Source organism: Eggerthella sinensis, assembly GCF_003339815.1.
Taxonomy (GTDB): domain Bacteria; phylum Actinomycetota; class Coriobacteriia; order Coriobacteriales; family Eggerthellaceae; genus Eggerthella; species Eggerthella sinensis.
Genome location: NZ_PPTT01000003.1, coordinates 161,423 through 179,316, shown reverse-complemented (window position 1 = coordinate 179,316; position 17,894 = coordinate 161,423). Strand labels below are relative to the sequence as shown.

The window sequence follows — 17,894 nt, the reverse complement described above, 5'->3', positions numbered from 1 at the left end:
ACTCCTTGTGCATATACCTACAACATGCATCCGGGCAGGAGTTGGCATCCGCTCCAGATGCGAATACGCATAAGATATATGATCTAAGCGGTAAGGTGCAACAATCAAGCCTCGGTATCCTGTAGGAGCTTTCTTTTCATCTCGTTGTTTTTCATCAGCCACAACAGCATCTTTTCCATTTTCAAAATCTGTGTACGTTTACAGCAAGCTCATAAAATTTTCATATCTCCGCGCATCTCAATCAGGATATCGGTTCAGCTTGCAACACACGATGCAGCCGTATCGAGACGCATGTCGCACTACGGGGACGCGCGTGGCACCACTCGAATCCGTTCCGCATAGCGCACCGGACGTTCCAGGATGCGGAACGGTGGGCATGGTGCTTTTGGCGAATTCGCTCGCAGCAAGCGCTCCACCTGCTACCATGGCACCAAACAATCCGGAGAGGAGTTTTCATGGCAAACAAGGGGCTGGCTAAAGATCACGCCGACATCTGCGTGTTGGTCACGGGCGGCGCAGGGTTCATCGGCACGCACACCTGCGTGGAACTGCTGGAGCAAGGGTACCGCGTGGTCGTCGTGGACGATCTGAGCAACTCGAGCGAGCTCGCCCTCGACCGCGTGCGCCAGATCACCGGCCTCGCCGCCGACGATGCGCGCCTGACCTTCTACGAGGCGAACATTCTCGACCGCGACGCGCTCCATCGCATCTTCTCCGAGAACGACGTGGACGCCATCATCCACTTCGCCGGCTTCAAGGCCGTGGGCGAGAGCGTACAGAAGCCGCTCGAATACTACTGGAACAACTTCGCCGGCACGCTCGCTTTGTGCGAGGTGGCGCGCGAGTACGACGTGAAGAACATCGTGTTCTCGTCGAGCGCTACCGTGTACGGCGAGCCCGAGTTCATCCCCATCACCGAGGATTGCCCGAAGCACGACGCCACGAACCCCTACGGCTGGACGAAGTCCATGCTCGAGCAGGTGCTCACCGACCTGTACGTGGGCGACAACGAGTGGAACGTCGTGCTGCTGCGCTACTTCAACCCCATCGGCGCGCACGAGAGCGGGCTCATCGGCGAGGACCCCAAAGGCATTCCGAACAACCTGCTGCCTTACGTGGCGCAGGTGGCCGTGGGCAAGCTTGCCAGCGTCGGCGTGTTCGGCGACGACTACCCCACGCACGACGGCACCGGCGTGCGCGACTACATCCACGTGGTGGACTTGGCGCGCGGCCACGTGGCGGCCCTCGATTGGATGGGCGGCAAAGTGGGTACCGGCGAGGCAAAGACGGCCGGCACCATGGCGGGCGAACCTGCAGCCGATGGCACGCGCCGCGGCGTGGGCATCTTCAATCTGGGAACCGGCACGGGTTCGAGCGTGCTCGACGTGGTGCACTCCTTCGAACGCGCCTGTGGTCGCGAGCTTCCCTACGAAATCAAGCCGCGCCGTGCGGGCGATGTGGCCGTGAACTATGCCGCATGCGACAAGGCACGCGACGAGCTGGGCTGGGTTGCGCAGTACGACCTCGACCGCATGTGCGTTGACGGATGGCGCTGGCAGTCGCAGAACCCGGACGGATACGCAACCGCCTAGCGACGCACCTGCTCAGCCGCTAGGCGCGACCTTCGTTCTTCGCTTCGTACATGGCCCGGTCGGCCGCGTCGAACAGCTCTTGATACGTGGCTCCATCCTGAGGATAGCGAGCCACCCCGATGCTCAGGGCAATGGGCACGCCCAATACGCGCGAGGTTTCTGCGATCAATAATTCCAGAGCCTCGCGCTTTGCGTTCGCCACTTCTTCGTCATCGACGCCCGCCACAAACGCGACGAACTCGTCGCCGCCGATGCGCCCGACTGGATCGCGATGGCGGAACACGTCGAACAGCGCTCGCGCCACGCCCTCGAGCACGCGATCGCCCATGAGGTGGCCGTACTCGTCGTTGATCTGCTTGAATCGATCCATGTCGAGCACGAACAGCAACGCCTTGTCGTTCTGCGTCAGCATCGTGCCGATCTTTTCCTCGATGGTCACCTTGTTGAGGGCCTTCGTCAATCCGTCTATTTGAGACTTGCGCGTGAGCAGCTCTTCGGTCGCGCGCTGCTGCGTGATATCGACGATCTTGCCTACCGCCATGTACGGCTGCGCGCCCTCGTACAGATAGCGGCACGTGAAGGAGAACCAGCGGTACTCGCCTGACAGCACGCGGGCACGGCAGGTGACGGTGCGCAGCTCGTTGGGCGGCGCCGGATGTTCGAAGAGGGCATGGACACGCGGATAGTCTTCCTCGTTGAAATCGATGAACGACGTGCCGCGCGCGAGGTACCCCTCATCGGTCAGCGAGCCGAGCGAGAACATGGTGCGCGCGTTCGGCGTGAGTTCGAGCGTGTCGCGCGGGTAGGTATACTCGAACAGCACGGTGTCGGAGAACTCGGCCAGCACCGCGTACCGCTCGGCGCTGCGCCGCGCGCGGCGGCGGAAACGGCTCACCACAAGCGCCACGATGAGGCAGGCCACGGCGCTGATAGCCACCAGCAGGCCGCCTGTGAAAATGGTGGACGAGAGGATGCTCTCGGAGCGATGGGCCAACGAGTTTTCCTGCGTGAAGTTGACGATGGTCCAATCGTTCGCATCGAGGCGGATGGACGTGACAAACGTCATGAGCCCTTCATGCTTGCCCATCATGACGGTTGAGACATCACGCTCGTTCTCGATGTTCAAACGAATGGCGTCCACTTCATTCGGCCCTACGCCACTCTGTGCCAGCACGTCGTAGAGGTTGTCGCCGTCAATGTACTCGGTGAGATCGGACACGGAAACAATGGTGCCGTCGCCGTTGATCAGCAGCGAGCCGAGCAGCGTGACCTGTGAGCTCACCTGGCTCGTCTCGACCAACTCCTCGGCCCTCACGATGCTGCGCATGACGCCCACCGTATGCCCGTCGCGTTCCACCGGCTCGGCGATGCTGAAGAAATAGCCGTTCAATCGCGTCGATTTGCGCACATCGGATATGACGGTCTCGCCCGCTTTGAGGCGTCGCAGGGTATCTTCGTCCTGATCGATCGATCCGGATTCGCCGATGCCCGCTTCAAGCGATTCGATGGGCGTGTACGTCACCTGGAAGGAACCCTGTTCGTTCCAGGTTTCCAGGTACGACGAGAACGTGGAACCCGTCGGATCGATGTCGGGCGACTCGGCCAGCACCCGCATCGTGGAAATCGTGGAACTCACTTCGCGCAAGGTAGATTCAACATCAATCTTTTGCGCGGCGGTGTAGTCGTTCATGCTCTCGCTGGCCAAATCGTAGAATTCTTCGCTCAGCGAGTCCGAATACGTGCGAAAAATCGCGAACACGATGAGAGCAACCACCACCATGGAAACGAGCACGGCAAGCACGGCGCGCAACGAGCCGCGAGACTCGGGAGTCAGGGAATCCGATATGGGTGCGTGATTGCGCGCATGGTGTGCCACAGGGAGCGCCTCATCTGTTGAATCGGCCGATGGTTCGTAAGTATCACCCATGCTTGGGGAAAACTCAACCGACGTTTTCAAGCACAACGCTTAGGTTGAAGTTTCGTTAAAAAGAGCGGCGCCGGATGCTTCCGACGCCGCTCACTGCGGTGCGATGTTGTTAGAGGGTTTCGCCGCCCGCGCCACCGTTGTAGGTCGTATCGGTGCCGCCGCCGGTGTACGTGTCGTCGTAGCCTCCGGTGGTACCGGTGCCGCCGGTGTCGTCGTAGCCGCCGTTCGTGCCGGGATCGACGTACCCGCCGTTGCCCGAGTTATCGACATAGCCGGGGTCGTAATATTCCGTCCCGGTGTTCGCCGGCGCGCTATACCCGTTGTTGGAGTACGTGTCGACGCCGGTTCCGGTTCCGGTCCCCGTTCCCGTACCGGTGCTCGCGGTCGCGGGCGCGCCGGTGGAAACAACCGAGCTCGGATCCTTTCCTTCTTCCACGAGCTTCATCATTTCCTTGGTAGCCGTCGCATCGTTGATCACGTACGAGACGAGCACGCCGCCTTCGGAGATCTCCTGCGTGTAGGAGGGGACCATGGCCGAGTAGATGGTCAGATCGCCTTCGTCCTGGAATTGCTGCGCCAGCGCAGCGATGTCGCCCACGGCGAGGTCGGTGGTGACGCACTGCGAAGCCGCCTGGATGACGCCCAGCAGATCGGTTGCGTTCAGATCGAGCACCTTGTTCACGATGGCCATGATCAGCTTGCGCTGGTTCGCCGTACGAGTGAAGTCGCCGTCAGCGTAGGCGCGGCTACGGGCGAACACGAGCGCCTCGTTACCGTTGAGATGCTGCTCGCCCTCTTCGATGATGACGCGCGGCCACTCGGGATGAGCTGCGGTGCCGTCGGCATCCGGGTCGTCAATGAGTTCGGTCACTTCGACGTCCACGCCGCCCACCGCGTCGACCAATTCCTTGAGCTTGCCGAAGTTCACTTCCGCGTAGTGCGAAATCTCGATGCCCAGCAGCTGATTCGCCTCGCGGACAGCGCCGGCGGCGCCGCCATAGGCATAGGCGGCGTTGAACTTGTTCGTGCCGTACCCGTCGATGTCGATCTTCGTGTCACGGGGGATGGACACCATCGTCGCCTGGTTGTTCACCGGGTCCACGCGCACGACGATGTTCGTATCGGAGCGATGCATGTCCTCATCGCTGTCTTCGGTCTCGTCCGTGCCGATGAGCATCATGTAAAACGGCTCGGTGAACGTCATGTCCTTATCGGTTTTGAGCGCGTCGTTGATGGCCATGATCTCTTCGTCGGTTTTGTCGCCCCTGGTCAGTTGTTCGTTGACGGAGTTCTTCCACAGAGCGAACGCGGAGCCGCCGCCGACCGCCACCACGAGGATGGCGATGATCACGCCGAGCGCGATTTTCTTGCCGCGACCCATTCTCTTGCGGGCCGCCGAATACGTGGGGTTATTGCGGGAATACTGGCTGGCTGCGGTTTGACGCTCGTAGGCGCCGTTCGCTCCGTAGCCCTGACTGCCGGGGACGTACGCGGGACGATAGGAGGTGTTGTCCGCGTATCCGTCGTTTCTTCCGAAGGAAGAGGCCTGATCACGCGGGGCGATGCGCCCCGACTGTGCCGCCTTCGCCGATCTCACAGCGCGGGCCGATTGGGGAGCTCGCGAGGAGCGCGCTTCTTTGCGGTTCGTACGAGAGTTTCTTGACGCCATATGGTCTCCTCCGCATCCCTTCTCGAAAGGTCCGGGACCAGGCAAGCTCCGAGATGGTACGCATAGATTCATCACGTATAGAGGTTTATTGTAACATCGTTGCCGCGCCATCATAAAATTGGCACGCGTCGGGAACAAAGCCCACATTTTCTGAAAATGCACCAAAACGTATTCGCGCGGTTACAGCCCCAAGGACGCGCGCCGCTACCCTAGGGTGCATGACGATCGAACGCGAACATAGTACCGTTATTGCTGATGGTGCAGGTCAGAGCACGTATGCTCCCATCCTGGCCGACAACGTCAAGCGCATGCGGACGTGCGTCAGAATCAACAAAAAGCAGTTCGCGCTCATGGTGGGCATCGGTCGTCCCTTCCTCAACAAAATCGAGGACGGAACCGCCAATCCGCGCCTTGCGATTATCGAAAAGCTTGCGGCCGCTTTCGAAACCACGCCCGACTTCCTGCTAGCCGTGCATACCGACGAGGAGATCCGTCGCGAAGTGCAGCGCGGCAAAGATCGTGCGCGCAAAGCCGAAGCGCGCAACCCCCAGGTGTACTAGCGAACTAGGCGCGCTTCCGCTTTCGCTGCACCGCGTAGAATATTCCCGAACCGAGCGTCGCGCCGGCCGTGTCAACCATCCAGTCCACCGGATCGCACATGCGGCCGGGAACGAACAGCTGATGGAATTCATCGCTCACGCCGTACAGACTCGCACAGGCGATGGCCACCAAACACGCACGGCGCAGCGGCATGTGGCAGCGCAGCGCGTTCGCCAGAAGGGCCCCGAATACGGTGTACTCGCAAAAATGGGCGATCGACGAGAGCAGGTCGGCGTCGGGACCGAGGATCGAAGCCTGCACGTCCTGCATCGCCCGATAGATGCTCGAGAAAATGCCGAGGCCCTCGTTAAGGCCAGTGCTCGTGTTCGAGGACATGAAGAAGATAAAGCACGCCCACACGGCAACAGCCACCCAGCTGACTACCACGAAGCGCGTCGATTGCTTGCGCACGGTTTCCACCACTTAACGCACCTCCGCGAATCGCAACAGCTCGCGCGCGTCCTCAAGAACCACGTCGGCTCCTGCAGCGCGCAGGTCGTCCGCATGATGGTAACCCCACGCCACGCCGATGGCGAACGTGCCGGCATTGCGCGACACGGCAACGTCTCCCGGCGAGTCGCCCACGTACGCCGTGCGGTCGGGAGTCGATCCCAGCTCGGCGATGGAGCGCAGCAGACCCGTCGGATCGGGCTTGCGCGGAATGTCGGCACATTCGCCATGTTTCACGTGAAACATTCCGGGAAGGTACGCGTCGATCACGTCGTGTACGCCCTGGTCGAACTTGTTCGACAGCACGCCGAGATTGATGCCGCGAGCGGCGAGTTCGGCGAGGGCCTCTTCGATATGAGGATACGGCTCCGTCAGCTTGTTGCCGATGACGGGGTACAGCTCCATCCATCGGCGCATTGCTGCTTCGGCTTGCTCGGTTGTCGCATCCGCTGGAACCGCCTGATACATGAGCGCCCGGGCGCCGTTGCCCACAAAGCTATGAATCTCATCGGTGGTTCGGCTGGGGAATCCCTGCTCGTTGAGCGCGGCGTTCGTCAGCTCCACCAAATCCGGCAGCGTGTCGAGCAGCGTGCCGTCAAGGTCGAAAATGAACGTGTCGAACGTTGGGGTGTTCTGATCGCTCATGGTTCGTCACCTCCCATAATTGACGAAACCCGCCGCAGCGGGTTTCGATTCGTAAGCATTGGAGCGGGTGACGGGACTCGAACCCGCGAATACAAGCTTGGGAAGCTTGGGCCTTACCACTTGGCGACACCCGCATGCAGGAACAAATTATAGCGCATGCGCGGCCCAATGCGACAAAAGGCGCAAAAAAAGGACGGCATACGCCGTCCTTTTCGTCATCGGGTGAGCGCGAGGTTATTTCGCAGCACCGATGCGGCAAATGGTGGTGCCGCAGTCGGGGCACTTGCCCTTCGTGATAGGCTTGCCGTTCTTCGTCAGGCTCTCGACGGGATCCTTCATTTCCTTCTTGGCCTTGCACTTCACGCAATATGCTTCAATCGCCATGGCTGCAAAAACACCTCTCTGTTCCTGTACTTGAGCAGGACGCTTTCATCCTGCAACTTGTCGGTGCGCTTCGTTCGTTGTTCCCAGCACACACGAATCCGTATTATACGGTACGCTCCAAACGAGCTACCGGGGACACCGTTGGCGCATTATATATTCTTCAACAACTCCATAACAAACTCGGTATTCTCCTCGAGCGTCTGCTCGTCGATGTTCTCGAGCACGTCGTCGCCCTGCGCGAAGAACGCCGGCTTGGCACCATGCATACCCACCAGGTGCATTGCCTGGTAGCCCTGCTTGATGGCGTACGATGCAGCGCTGTCCTTCCACTTGATTTGGGCGCTGCCCACGTTGAGGCCGGTGGCCTGCGAAGCCTTCTTCACGTACCGCTTCATGCGCGAAGACGTTTTCACCGCACGGTACATGCCCTCCTGCTCGATCATGCACAGGTCGCCCGCACCAAGCGCGTCGAGGTCGATGATGATGGAGCCGCGAAGATCCTGCTGATGCTCGGTGAGGAACGCACGCATGCCGCCGTTCTGAGCCAATTCGGAACCGAGCGCGACGAACCATACTTCCGTGTTGATGTCGGGGTTGCGGAACTGGTAGATCTGCTTGAGTTCGGCCGGCACATCGGGGTCCTCGAAGTCGAGGCCTTCGGACGCTTCGCCCATGAGGTCTTCCGAACCGAGCTCCGCCTTCTCCATGCGACGAGGCGAGAACGCGCCGCCGTTCCACGGGCGACGGTTGTCCGGGCCGTAGTTGTCGAATTCGTCGTCGTCCTCGTAATCGAACCCGTCGGCGTTCTCGAAGTCGTCGTCCTCGAACGTACCGTACTGATCGTCTTCGTAGCCAACCTGGTACGGATCCATGCGCGTGGTGGCAGAGGGGTCCAGGGGATCGTCTTCTTCGCGGAAGCTTTCCCAACCGCCGCGTTCGGCACCCACGGTACGGGCATCGAACGTCTCGTCAACTTCGAGCCATTCCTGGGGCGAGGCTTCCTCGTCCTTGTTCTTGCGACGCAGGCGGTCGAACAGACGATGCACGCGCGACTTGGGCATTTCCACGTACCCCGGACCGGCGAACGCGCCCGTCTCGGTGAAGTTCTGATCGTACGCGGAGTCGTCGGCATCGTCGACGTAGATGTCGTCGGGGTCGACGTTGTCCAGGAGCTCGTCACCGATAGGGGCGAACGTGCCGGTTGCGCCCGCGGGTACGAAGGCTCCCGCAGCGCTCACGTTCGAGGTTTTACCCTCGGCAAGATCCTCGCGGCTGATAGAACCGGACAGCGACGGCAGCATCGAACGCAGGGACGGCTTCTTCGAGGAAGCAGCCTGATCGGAAGCCGGAACGTCGTCGCTTGCCGAGTCGCTTTCTGCGGTACCGCCCAGGTTGATGGAGGGCAGCATGGTGAGCAGGCTCTTTGCGGCGCTCTTGCCCGACGATTCCACGTCGGCGAGCGGGGCGCGCTGCTTCGGCAGCTCGGAAATAGGCGTGAGGTTCGACGAGGCAGCGCCGATATCGGGCAGCACGATGGGCCGCGAAGCAGCATCTTCAGCACCCGGAGCAGCCACAACGCGCTCCTCGTACCGTTCGGCAACGACGTCGATACGACCGCTCGCCCCGATGGGAGCGCCCGTCACATCCACGCGATTGCCCGTGCGCCGTTCATCCTGCTGCGCGGCGCGCGCCTCTTCCTGTACCTTGCGCGGATCGAGGAACGAGGGCATGGGAACGTCGCTGATAGGCGGCACGTCGCCGAGGTGCAGCTCGCTCACGTCGATCGGCGGCATGGCGGTGGTGGAGAACGGGTCGGCCGGAGCCGGAGCTGCGGCAGGAACCGCGGCTTCTTGCACAACCGGAGCAGCCTGCGCGGGCTCGCCCTCGGTAGGAAGCTCGTACACGCCCGACTCGGGCGCTTCGTAGCGCGCGGAGCCTTCGGGTTCCGCCGCGCTCCACTGCGGAGCCTTCACTTCGCGAATCTCATCGCGACCGGCATCGAGCGATTCTTCCGGACGATGATCGACAGTAGTGCTTGCTTCGGCGAAATGACCAGCACTTTCGTTCACCGCGGCGTCAAGGGCGCTCGCAAAGCGAGAGCGCTGCGCCGGCTTGTCGGCATTGCGCGGCTTCTTCGCCTTCTCCTGCGCCTTCTTGAACCAGTCGGGCACGCCGTCACTCGGCGCACTCGCGTTCGCCTCGTTCACCGCAGCAAACGACGACGCGGCCATGTTGGCAGCGGCGGCGGCAAGCTCGGCTTCGTGAGCAGCCGCTGCAGCAGCGGCTGCCTCGGCATGCGCGATGGCTTCCTGCATCGTGTCTTCGGGAATGCTGGTCAGGGCTTCGCGTGTCTCGTCGCGCAGCTCGTGGTAGCCCTCTTCGGACGGCACCGGCAGGGGCGGCTCCTTGATCTGCACGAGGTTTTGCGCGATGTCGGACGCCGACACGCCTGTCACGGGCTTGCCGGAAAGGGCAGCCACCGCCGCCTTCGCGGCGGCAAGGCGCGCTTCGGGCGTCTGCGGGGCGGGCTCGGGCGGCTTCACGCTAGCCGCTTCGTACACGAGCTGCGCGCCCTCGGGCACGAGGCCCGCCGCACGAGCGGCCTCTTCGCCGTGGATGGAGGCATCAGCGCGCGCGGCGAGCTCGGCTTCGCTCACGCGGCCGCGGCCGACGCGGCGGGCCACTTCCATGAGCACGGCCGTACCGGCAGCATTGCAGTTCGCCGCTTCGTTGTAAGCAGCAAGCTTGTGCAGCAGCGCGAACACGAGCGGAAGCGCAACCAACACAAGCGCGATCACCGCGAGAACCGTCAACACGATTGCGGCCGCGCCTTCGGCATTGAGGAAGAACACGTTGCGAATGATCAGCAGCAACGGGAGAAATACCATTGCACCGAACGTCGCCCATTGCAGGATGGGGAGCGCCGCGAGCACCGGTCCGTTGAGCTCGGCGCGCACCTTGCCGCTATCGTAGCGAGCAACCACGACCACCTTCCGGCGACGCGACCCGCCGCTCTCGGCCGAGTAGCTGGGCTCGTACTTCGCCACCACGTTCTGGCTGACACCGCGCGCGAAAGCGCGTGACAGCACGGGGCGATTAAACACCTCGGCGGCGAACAACAGCGCAGCTATGAGCGTAACGATGATGGAAGCAACGCCCACGATCGGCAAGAACAGCGCAGCGATCGTGATGACCAGCGTACACGCGCAACAGATAACCCGCGGGGCATCGGCTCCGGGAGCGCCGCTGAAATCTTCGATGATGGCAGAAAGGCCTGCTTCCTTCTGCATTTGCTCAGTGATGTACAACGCCGCTTGCTGCTCTTCTTCGGTTCCCGCAGGACGGGGACCGATTTCCTGTGATAAATATGCGACGTGATCCAGTATGTCCGGCATACTCTTTTGCCTTTCGTTGGTGATTCTACAAGGCACACATAAGGGAAGTATACGCTATTTGCTCCCTGTACCCAAATAATCAGTAATAAAAGCGTCAGCTGTTCCGGCTTGTAAACGTGCTGTTGAATAGGCCTTTGAAGCTTCCGCCGTAGCCGTTTCGAACGCCTCGTCCACAAGACTCGACGGATCGGCCGGCAACGCCTTCGCAAGCGTGGCCGCTTCGGCGTCGGCGATGTTGTACGCGTTGTTCTGAGCGGTCGCTTCCTCCTTGTTCTTCGCTAACAGCGCGTCATCCGATGCGATGGCGTACCCGAGCGACTCCTGCCGCTTTTGGATGTAGTCGATGAAGGGCGAGAAATCTGCCAGATCGTACGTCATCTGCGCGTCGACGAAGCCCGCCAGGGCGTCGTCGAGCGTCGAAAGTGCCTCGTTCGTCTTGTCCTTGGATGCCTCCACGTTCTCCGCGGTGGTTTCGGTAATGAGCTGCGCCGCCTGTCGAGCCAGTTCATCGCCTTGCATCACGAGTTTCCACGCACCGTCGACGCGCTTCGATGCGTCCTCGGCTGCGTCGGCGGCGTCCATGAGCACCTGTCCCTGCTCCAAAAGCGCACGGCGTGCGGAAATGGTGACCACCGTCTGATTCGCCGCTTCCTTATCGCGCTGGTTCTTCAAATCGACCGAGACCTCACGCGCCTTCTTATCGGCTTGCTGCAGCTGCTCGTCCACCGCTTCCGCTTTTTCACGGATGGAGGCGCGTGCGGCGGCATTGCCCTCCTTGAAGGGATCGGACACGACGTCGTTCAGCTGATGAAGCGGCTCGTCTGTTTCTCTGACCAGGTTCAACGCTTCATCGAGCACGGCCACATGCCCCTGCTGATTCTGGAAATCGTGATAGAGGTAACCTCCGCCCGCTACCAGCAAGCCAATCGTCACCACCACGACCACGGATATGGCGAGTACCTTGCTCAAGCGGCGGCGCGCCTTGCGGCGTGCGATTTCTTCCTCGGGGGAACGTTTCAGCTTTGCCGGGACGATGGCGGCAGATGAGCTCGCAGCGGGCGCCGACGTGCGAGGAGGGGACATGGTATTGAGCTTAGGGACGGGTCCGCTGTCTTCAACCGAGACGAAATCGCCTGTTGAGAGGGGGAGTCCTCGTTCCTTCGTCGGCGTGCCCGCCGGTTTCTTGCGGCGACCAGGCAGGGTGAACAGCGAGATGCGCCCCGAGAAGGGCGCATGCTTCTGCTTGTCGTTCGCATCCCCGTCGAGCGCGTTTTTCGCCGCGTCGAGGACGCTGAACGATATCTCGTTCGACGTGCCGCGGGTGTGCTTCTTGATGTGCGCGGCGCGCGTTATTTTGTCTTCCCACTTGCCCATTCGTACCTGCTGGTTCGCCCTGCGCTACCCGTTGTTCGCGCGCTCGAGGTCGGCAGCAATCTCCGACGCCGTCATCACCTTGATAGTCCTGCTCGGCAGCGAGTTGAGGAACGCCTTTCCGTAGCTCTTCGTCAGCAGACGGCGGTCGGTCAGGATGAGCACGCCGGTGTCGTCGGCCTTCCTGATCAGGCGGCCGGCAGCCTGCTTCGTCTCGAGCACGGCGGCGGGCAGCACGTACCGGCGCCATGCCTGGTCATCGCGTGCCGCGCGTTCGCACGACAGGGGGTCAGTCGGCTTCGCGAACGGCAGTTTCGGGATGATGACGCCCTTCAGCGTGGCACCCGGCGCGTCGAACCCTTCCCAGAAGCTCTTGAGCGCGAAGAGGGACAGGTGCTCGTCTGCCAAGAAGTCGTCGCGCAGGCCCTTCACGGACACGCCCCATTTCTGGCACACAACACGCAGATCGTCCTCTTTGAGCTGGGGTTGCACTTCGTCGAAACAGCGCTCCATCTCGCGGCGATTCGTGAACAACGTCAACATCGAGCCGTTTTGAGCACGGTGCACGGCAACGAGCAGGCGCTGCAAAGCCGAAAGATAGGCCGCTTCGTTCGGTTCCGGCATGTCGCTGGCCACATAGACGGTCATATTGGCGTCGAAATCGTAGCTGGAGTCCAGCTTGCAGGTCTGGCAGGTCGAGTGCTCCGAGGCGTTCAGCCCCAACGCGCTCTCGAACGCGTCGAACTTGTCGTCAACCGCCAGGGTCGCCGACGCGAACACGGTGGAATGCGTGCGCTCGAACAGCGTTTCGTTCATGGCTTCGCCCACGTTGATCAGCAACGCCTCAAGCTTCTCGGCTACGCGATCCTTCTTGCGGCTCACCGTCGCGGCGTACGCGTACGTCTCGGGCGCCTTGTCGAGGATGATGTCGGCGGCGTTCATCTGCTCCTTGAGCTCCATCGTCACCGATGCGATCTCACGCTGAATCTCCGCCGCACCCTCGAGGTCTTCCAGGTAGCCCACAAGCTCCTGACACGTGGTCACCAGCTTCTCAGCCGCTTGCGTCATCGCACGGCCATAGCTTGCCACCTGGGAAAACGTTGCGCTCGCCCGTATATCGCTGTTGATCCACAGCTCAACGATTTCGTACCCCTTACCCTTTCTATTCTGATCGAAGAATAGAAGGTCTTTAAGGTGCGACGAGAATTCGTGCGCCGCCTCAGCGTACACTTTACCCGCCGAGCGGGCTTTCGCCGTGAGAGCATAGAACAGCGACGATCCCTCTTCCATGCCGGGCACGACCACACGGCGCTCGGCGCGCACGAACACATTGCGCGACGCTTCGTCTGCACCGACGCGGTTCGCCAGGCGCGTAATGTCCTCCGCTGAGAGCGACAGCGAGAACGCGCGACGCGCCTCAGCTTCGGCACCGTGGGCCTCGTCAACCACCCAGTAGCGAATAGGGGGCAGCAGCCCTCCGTCTGCAACGAGGTCGCAGAACAACAGGCTGTGATTCGTCACCACGATATCGGCCGCCTCGGCGCGGCGGCGCGACCCGTGAACGAAGCACGAGGTACCAAAATAGGGACACTTCCTGCGCAAGCAATCGTTCGCGGTCGTCGTCACTATGCGGCGCGGCAGCATGCGATAGTCGATTTTCAGGCTGTCCATGTCGTCGTACTCGGTTTGCTCGATGAACGACAGGAGCGCTGCGAGCGCCGGGGCCTGCGACTGTTCCTTATTGCCGAAGAGCTTCGTTTGCGCGCCATCCGACACGATATGCCCGATTTTTCGCAGGCAGGGATAGTGAGAGAAGCCTTTGAGCGGCGCAAACGTCAGCGGAGGACGTTCGGAGTCGTCAGCGTTCAGCGCCTCGGACAGCGCGGGCAGCTCGTGATAGACCAGCTGATCGAGCAGCGTGTTCGTCTTCGTCGCCACACCGACGGCGATATTGTTGGCTCGAGCCGTCAACGCGGCCGGTACGAGGTACGCCATGGACTTGCCAACGCCGGTCCCCGCTTCAACCAACAGGTTCTCCGAGCTTGAGAACGCGCCGCGCACCGCTTCCGCCATGGCAACCTGTTCCATACGTGGCTCGAAATCGTTGTAGAGCGAGCCTACGAGCCCCGTTTCCGAGAACGCTTGCACGATTTCCTCGTTCGAGGGGAATACGAGCGAGAGCTGCGGGTCGGCAGCAATGTCGTCGGCATCGAGCTTCGCCGTGCGTTCGAGCTTACCCAAACGATCTCTGCGCAGATTGCGCAGCGAGAACTTCAGGTCGGATGTTTCACGTGAAACATTTTCGTACTTCTGCGCGAATTGATCGAACACCACCTGCGTCGACCATTCGTCAGGCGTCGCCATATGCGCGATTTCACACACGAGCGCCGGCGGCATCGTTGCCACACCCGCCAGCAAGATGCGGAAAATGGCACAGGTTGCGGCAACGTCGGCGTCGGCCCGGTGCGTCGACAGCGGTAAATCGAATGCGCGCACGAGGTCGAGCAATCGATGCGACTTCAAGCGAGGCAGCGCGATGCGCGCAAGGTCGAGCGAGTCGATCCACGTGTTCTCAAGCAGGGGATACCCGCTCGGGTGGCGGGTCGTGAAGGTGCGGTCGAATTCGGCGTTATGCGCGATCACCTTTGCGTCGCCCACGAACGCGGCGAGCTCGGCAAGCGCATCCGAAGGGGACGGCGCATCGGCTACATCGCAATCGTGAATATCGGTAAGGTGCGCCACATCTTCCGGAATAGGCTTGCCGGGGTTCACGAACGTGATGAACCACTCGACAATCTCACCGTTCTCCATTCGAGCGGCTGCGATCTGCGTCAACTCGTCGTGATGGAACGAGAAACCCGTGGTTTCCGTGTCCAGCACCACGATATTGTGGTCGAGATCGCCAAAATCCGCCGTAGCGGCGATTTTGGAAAGCGACGCATAGCGATCGCAGATGGCCTGCGACGTACCATCGCTTATGAAACTTTGCAGGGTATCCTGCGAGGGCATGTTTTGTTTATCCATACCGGTTAGCCTATCATCTATCATGGGATCACACAAACTGATACGCCGATGCCGACAAAAAGAACGGCTCAAAGGAGAGAACATGCAGGCAGAGCGCTATTTCGGAACGTACGCACGGTTCGACACCCTTTCCAAGAAAGACGCTGCCACCTTGCTCGGAGCAGACAACCTCATCGGCGATGTATTCGAGATCGTGTTCCAAACCGAAGACGGCGTATCTACTGCTTGGATGAAAAACCGCTTCGGCAGCCTGGTGGGGTACTTCGATCCCTCGTTTTCCCGAAAACTGAGCGTTTTTGCCGCCCGCGGATGGAATCTGCGGGCCTTGCTGTCCTTCGTAGCGTTCACCGACAAGCCCGAACCCGGTCATTACTGGGGTCAGGCGGCGGTCATCTGCTACGATCCCTCTCTCGAGCAGACGCTTTCCCCCTTCATCGCGTCGACGGCGTCGCGCTTGTCCGACGGCGTTCGTCCCGACGTCGACCTCGGCGAGCAAGCCGTCGAACAGCTCATCTCAAGCGACGGTGCATGGACTCCGAAGAAAACCGTGCCGTTCCCCTCGAAGGAGTCAGGCACGGTCATCATGAAGAGCCATCGCAAAATGTCCGAGAAGATGATCGAACAGGGCCGCAAGGGCAACAAAGGCTGCTACGTCGTCAGTTGGCTGTTCCTCCTGCTCCTCATTGCGCTCGTGCTGTTCGGTCTTAAATCATGCGGGTTGTTCTAAACAGAATGTTTCACGTGAAACATTCTTACGCAAGCGCGTAGCCAATCAGCCGCGTGCACAGCTCCGGGAACGAAATACCCGCAGCGCGCGCGGCATCGGGCAACAGCGATGTGCCCGTCATGCCCGGAATGGTGTTCGTCTCGAGCGTCCAACACCGACCGTCGTCTTCCAGGATGAAATCCGAGCGGGAAACACCCTTGCATGACAGCGCTCGGTGCGCGCGAACGGCCAAATCCTGCACCATACGCGTGGTTTCTTCCGACAACGGCGCGGGACATAGGTGCTGCGAGCCGCCGGGCGCGTACTTGGACTCGTAATCGTAGAACTCGCTCTTCGGCACAATCTCGATGATAGGCAGCGCTTCAACCTCATCGTCGCCGATCACCGCGACGGTCAATTCCTTACCTTTGATATACCGCTCGATAAGAATCTCAGAATCGATTGCGAATGCTTTTTCAATCGCTTCGGCCACCGCTTCGGCACCTTCAACGATGAAAACGCCCAGCGCACTTCCCTCGGTACCGGGCTTCACCACGCAGTGTTCTCCCAATTTTGCTACGATTTCGTCCACATCGTACGAATCTCCCGCTTGCAGCGAGACCGAAGGGGGAGTGGGAATGCCATCCCGCTCGTAATACAGCTTCGATTTCACCTTATCCATGGCAAGAGCGCTCGACCATACCCCTGAGCCGATGTAAGGCAGCCCGATAGTCTCCAAAAAGCCCTGCACGGTGCCATCTTCTCCCCATTTCCCATGCAAACACAGGAATGCGACGTCGAAGGGTCCGTCAATAAGACTCTTCAGATCCTCCTTTTCCGCAGGATCAAGGGACGTTACGGTAAATCCAGCTTCTTCAAGGGCTTCGCGAGCTCCTTTTCCCGATGCCAGGGAAACCTCTCGCTCGCCGCTCTTTCCCCCGGTAAGCAAGGCCACACGGCAGTCAGACATGCATCCTTCTTTCATCATCCTTGGTACGTTCGCTGCACAGCAGTATAGCAAACCAGAATGTTTCACGTGAAACATGTATAATGACCGCCATGGATAAACCAATTAAAACGTACGCGCTATCTGAGCTTCCTTCCTTGATGAAGGAGCTTGCGCAGCCCTCATTCCGTGCTCAGCAGCTAACTGAATGGCTCTATCAACGTCATGTGAGCAGCTACGACGAGATGACGAACCTCCCAGCGGCTCTCAGAGCCGTGCTTTCCGAGCGTTTTCCCCTCACAATGCCGGAAATCGTGAATCGTCAGGTGTCTCGGGACGGTACGCGGAAGTATTTGATCGAATTCGACGACGGTATTCGCGTTGAAACCGTCGCCATTCCCTCGCGTGGGGGCGATCGTCTCACCGTGTGCTTCTCGACGCAAGCTGGATGCGCGATTGGCTGCGCATTCTGCGCGACGGGTCGCGAAGGGTTCGCGCGAAATCTCACACCAGGCGAGATAATCGATCAAGTGCTCATCGCGCAAGACGACATGGGAAAGCGCGTGACGAATGTCGTGGGCATGGGACAGGGCGAACCCTTCCTCAACTACGGCAACACCATGGCAGCGCTGCGCATCCTCAACAACAAGAAGGGCCTCGAGATCGGTGCGCGCCACATCAGCGTCTCAACCTGCGGCATTCTGCCCGGTATCGAGCGTTTTTCCGAAGAACCCGAGCAATTCACGCTCGCAGTGTCGCTCCACGCAGCACGTCAGGGCGTGCGTGACCTCCTGATGCCCAATGTCGCCCGTTTTAAGCTAGGGAATTTGAAAAGCGCACTGCAGGAGTACATTGCGAAGACCAATCGACGCGTTACCCTCGAGTACATCATGATCGACGGCGTGAATGACGCTGACGAAGACCTCAAAGCTTTGCAGAAGTTCTGCGCGAACCTCCTCTGCCACGTCAATCTCATCCCCATCAACGCCATCGAAGGGTCCGTATTCCAGCCGAGCGAACCGGAAACCATCGATCGCTGGCTCAACGCGATTCAGAAGAAGGGCACCGAGGCCACGTTGCGCGATTCACGCGGCTCCGATATCGACGGCGCCTGCGGGCAACTTAAAAACACATTCAAATAAGGAATGTTTCACGTGAAACATTGAAAAGGCCCCGCAATGCGGG

13 protein-coding genes and 1 tRNA gene are annotated in these 17,894 nt (G+C 60.5%); 4 read left to right on the top strand and 10 right to left on the bottom strand.

Annotated features, from left to right (window positions below):
- The first annotated feature begins 455 nt into the window (after positions 1-455).
- On the top strand, positions 456-1,592 hold the full coding sequence (gene galE / locus C1876_RS02695; RefSeq protein WP_114545182.1) for a UDP-glucose 4-epimerase GalE: 1,137 nt from the start codon (positions 456-458) through the stop codon (positions 1,590-1,592).
- Positions 1,593-1,611: 19 nt separating this feature from the next.
- Here galE and C1876_RS02690 read toward each other — a convergent pair whose 3' ends face one another.
- Entirely contained in the window at positions 1,612-3,468 is a 1,857-nt protein-coding gene (locus C1876_RS02690; RefSeq protein ID WP_244910009.1) for a GGDEF domain-containing protein, read from the bottom strand.
- Positions 3,469-3,628: 160 nt separating this feature from the next.
- Positions 3,629-5,116 (bottom strand): LCP family protein, encoded by a 1,488-nt coding sequence (locus C1876_RS02685; RefSeq protein WP_244910008.1) that lies wholly within the window; start codon positions 5,114-5,116, stop codon positions 3,629-3,631.
- Positions 5,117-5,406: 290 nt separating this feature from the next.
- On the opposite strand from C1876_RS02685, the gene C1876_RS02680 reads away from it, so the two are divergent.
- The gene (locus C1876_RS02680) at positions 5,407-5,748 is read left to right on the top strand and encodes a helix-turn-helix domain-containing protein (RefSeq protein WP_227112438.1); all 342 of its coding nucleotides are present in this window, start codon (positions 5,407-5,409) and stop codon (positions 5,746-5,748) included.
- Between the two features lie 4 nt (positions 5,749-5,752).
- Here the strand turns inward: C1876_RS02680 and C1876_RS02675 are convergent, their stop codons facing one another.
- The 7 genes from C1876_RS02675 to C1876_RS02650 form a co-directional block, all read right to left on the bottom strand.
- Complete coding sequence (locus C1876_RS02675) at positions 5,753-6,211, bottom strand: VanZ family protein (RefSeq protein WP_114545180.1); 459 nt, start codon at positions 6,209-6,211, stop codon at positions 5,753-5,755.
- Complete coding sequence (locus C1876_RS02670; protein WP_114545179.1) at positions 6,212-6,883, bottom strand: HAD family hydrolase; 672 nt, start codon at positions 6,881-6,883, stop codon at positions 6,212-6,214.
- A gap of 59 nt (positions 6,884-6,942) precedes the next feature.
- A tRNA-Gly gene (locus C1876_RS02665) sits at positions 6,943-7,017 on the bottom strand.
- A gap of 100 nt (positions 7,018-7,117) precedes the next feature.
- Positions 7,118-7,267: a DUF5679 domain-containing protein gene (locus tag C1876_RS17770; protein WP_009305565.1), complete on the bottom strand. Its 150-nt coding sequence runs from the start codon at positions 7,265-7,267 to the stop codon at positions 7,118-7,120.
- A 149-nt stretch (positions 7,268-7,416) separates the two neighbouring features.
- A complete protein-coding gene (locus C1876_RS02660; RefSeq protein ID WP_244910007.1) occupies positions 7,417-10,557 on the bottom strand; it encodes an aminopeptidase in 3,141 nt (1,046 codons plus the stop codon).
- Between the two features lie 159 nt (positions 10,558-10,716).
- Entirely contained in the window at positions 10,717-12,036 is a 1,320-nt protein-coding gene (locus tag C1876_RS02655; protein ID WP_114545177.1) for a hypothetical protein, read from the bottom strand.
- A gap of 24 nt (positions 12,037-12,060) precedes the next feature.
- Positions 12,061-15,057, bottom strand: a complete 2,997-nt coding sequence (locus C1876_RS02650; protein ID WP_244910006.1) for a helicase C-terminal domain-containing protein — start codon at positions 15,055-15,057, stop codon at positions 12,061-12,063.
- Positions 15,058-15,139: 82 nt separating this feature from the next.
- On the opposite strand from C1876_RS02650, the gene C1876_RS02645 reads away from it, so the two are divergent.
- Entirely contained in the window at positions 15,140-15,784 is a 645-nt protein-coding gene (locus C1876_RS02645; protein WP_114545175.1) for a hypothetical protein, read from the top strand.
- Positions 15,785-15,809: 25 nt separating this feature from the next.
- On the opposite strand, the gene C1876_RS02640 is transcribed toward C1876_RS02645, so the two are convergent.
- Positions 15,810-16,751, bottom strand: coding sequence for a D-alanine--D-alanine ligase family protein (locus C1876_RS02640; protein WP_114545174.1), 942 nt, complete (start codon positions 16,749-16,751; stop codon positions 15,810-15,812).
- Positions 16,752-16,822: 71 nt separating this feature from the next.
- On the opposite strand from C1876_RS02640, the gene rlmN reads away from it, so the two are divergent.
- The gene (gene rlmN, locus C1876_RS02635) at positions 16,823-17,851 is read left to right on the top strand and encodes a dual-specificity RNA methyltransferase RlmN (RefSeq protein WP_211309485.1); all 1,029 of its coding nucleotides are present in this window, start codon (positions 16,823-16,825) and stop codon (positions 17,849-17,851) included.
- Positions 17,852-17,894: the final 43 nt, after the last annotated feature.

What these genes read in the sequence shown, in the direction of transcription:
- C1876_RS02670 (WP_114545179.1), bottom strand. Translation starts at nt 6,883, where the DNA reads ATGAGCGATCAGAACACCCCAACGTTCGACACGTTCATTTTCGACCTT.
- C1876_RS02655 (WP_114545177.1), bottom strand. Translation starts at nt 12,036, where the DNA reads ATGGGCAAGTGGGAAGACAAAATAACGCGCGCCGCGCACATCAAGAAG.
- C1876_RS02645 (WP_114545175.1), top strand. Translation starts at nt 15,140, where the DNA reads ATGCAGGCAGAGCGCTATTTCGGAACGTACGCACGGTTCGACACCCTT.
- C1876_RS02650 (WP_244910006.1), bottom strand. Translation starts at nt 15,057, where the DNA reads ATGGATAAACAAAACATGCCCTCGCAGGATACCCTGCAAAGTTTCATA.
- C1876_RS02660 (WP_244910007.1), bottom strand. Translation starts at nt 10,557, where the DNA reads ATGCAGAAGGAAGCAGGCCTTTCTGCCATCATCGAAGATTTCAGCGGC.
- C1876_RS02640 (WP_114545174.1), bottom strand. Translation starts at nt 16,751, where the DNA reads ATGATGAAAGAAGGATGCATGTCTGACTGCCGTGTGGCCTTGCTTACC.
- C1876_RS17770 (WP_009305565.1), bottom strand. Translation starts at nt 7,267, where the DNA reads ATGGCGATTGAAGCATATTGCGTGAAGTGCAAGGCCAAGAAGGAAATG.
- galE (WP_114545182.1), top strand. Translation starts at nt 456, where the DNA reads ATGGCAAACAAGGGGCTGGCTAAAGATCACGCCGACATCTGCGTGTTG.
- C1876_RS02680 (WP_227112438.1), top strand. Translation starts at nt 5,407, where the DNA reads ATGACGATCGAACGCGAACATAGTACCGTTATTGCTGATGGTGCAGGT.
- rlmN (WP_211309485.1), top strand. Translation starts at nt 16,823, where the DNA reads ATGGATAAACCAATTAAAACGTACGCGCTATCTGAGCTTCCTTCCTTG.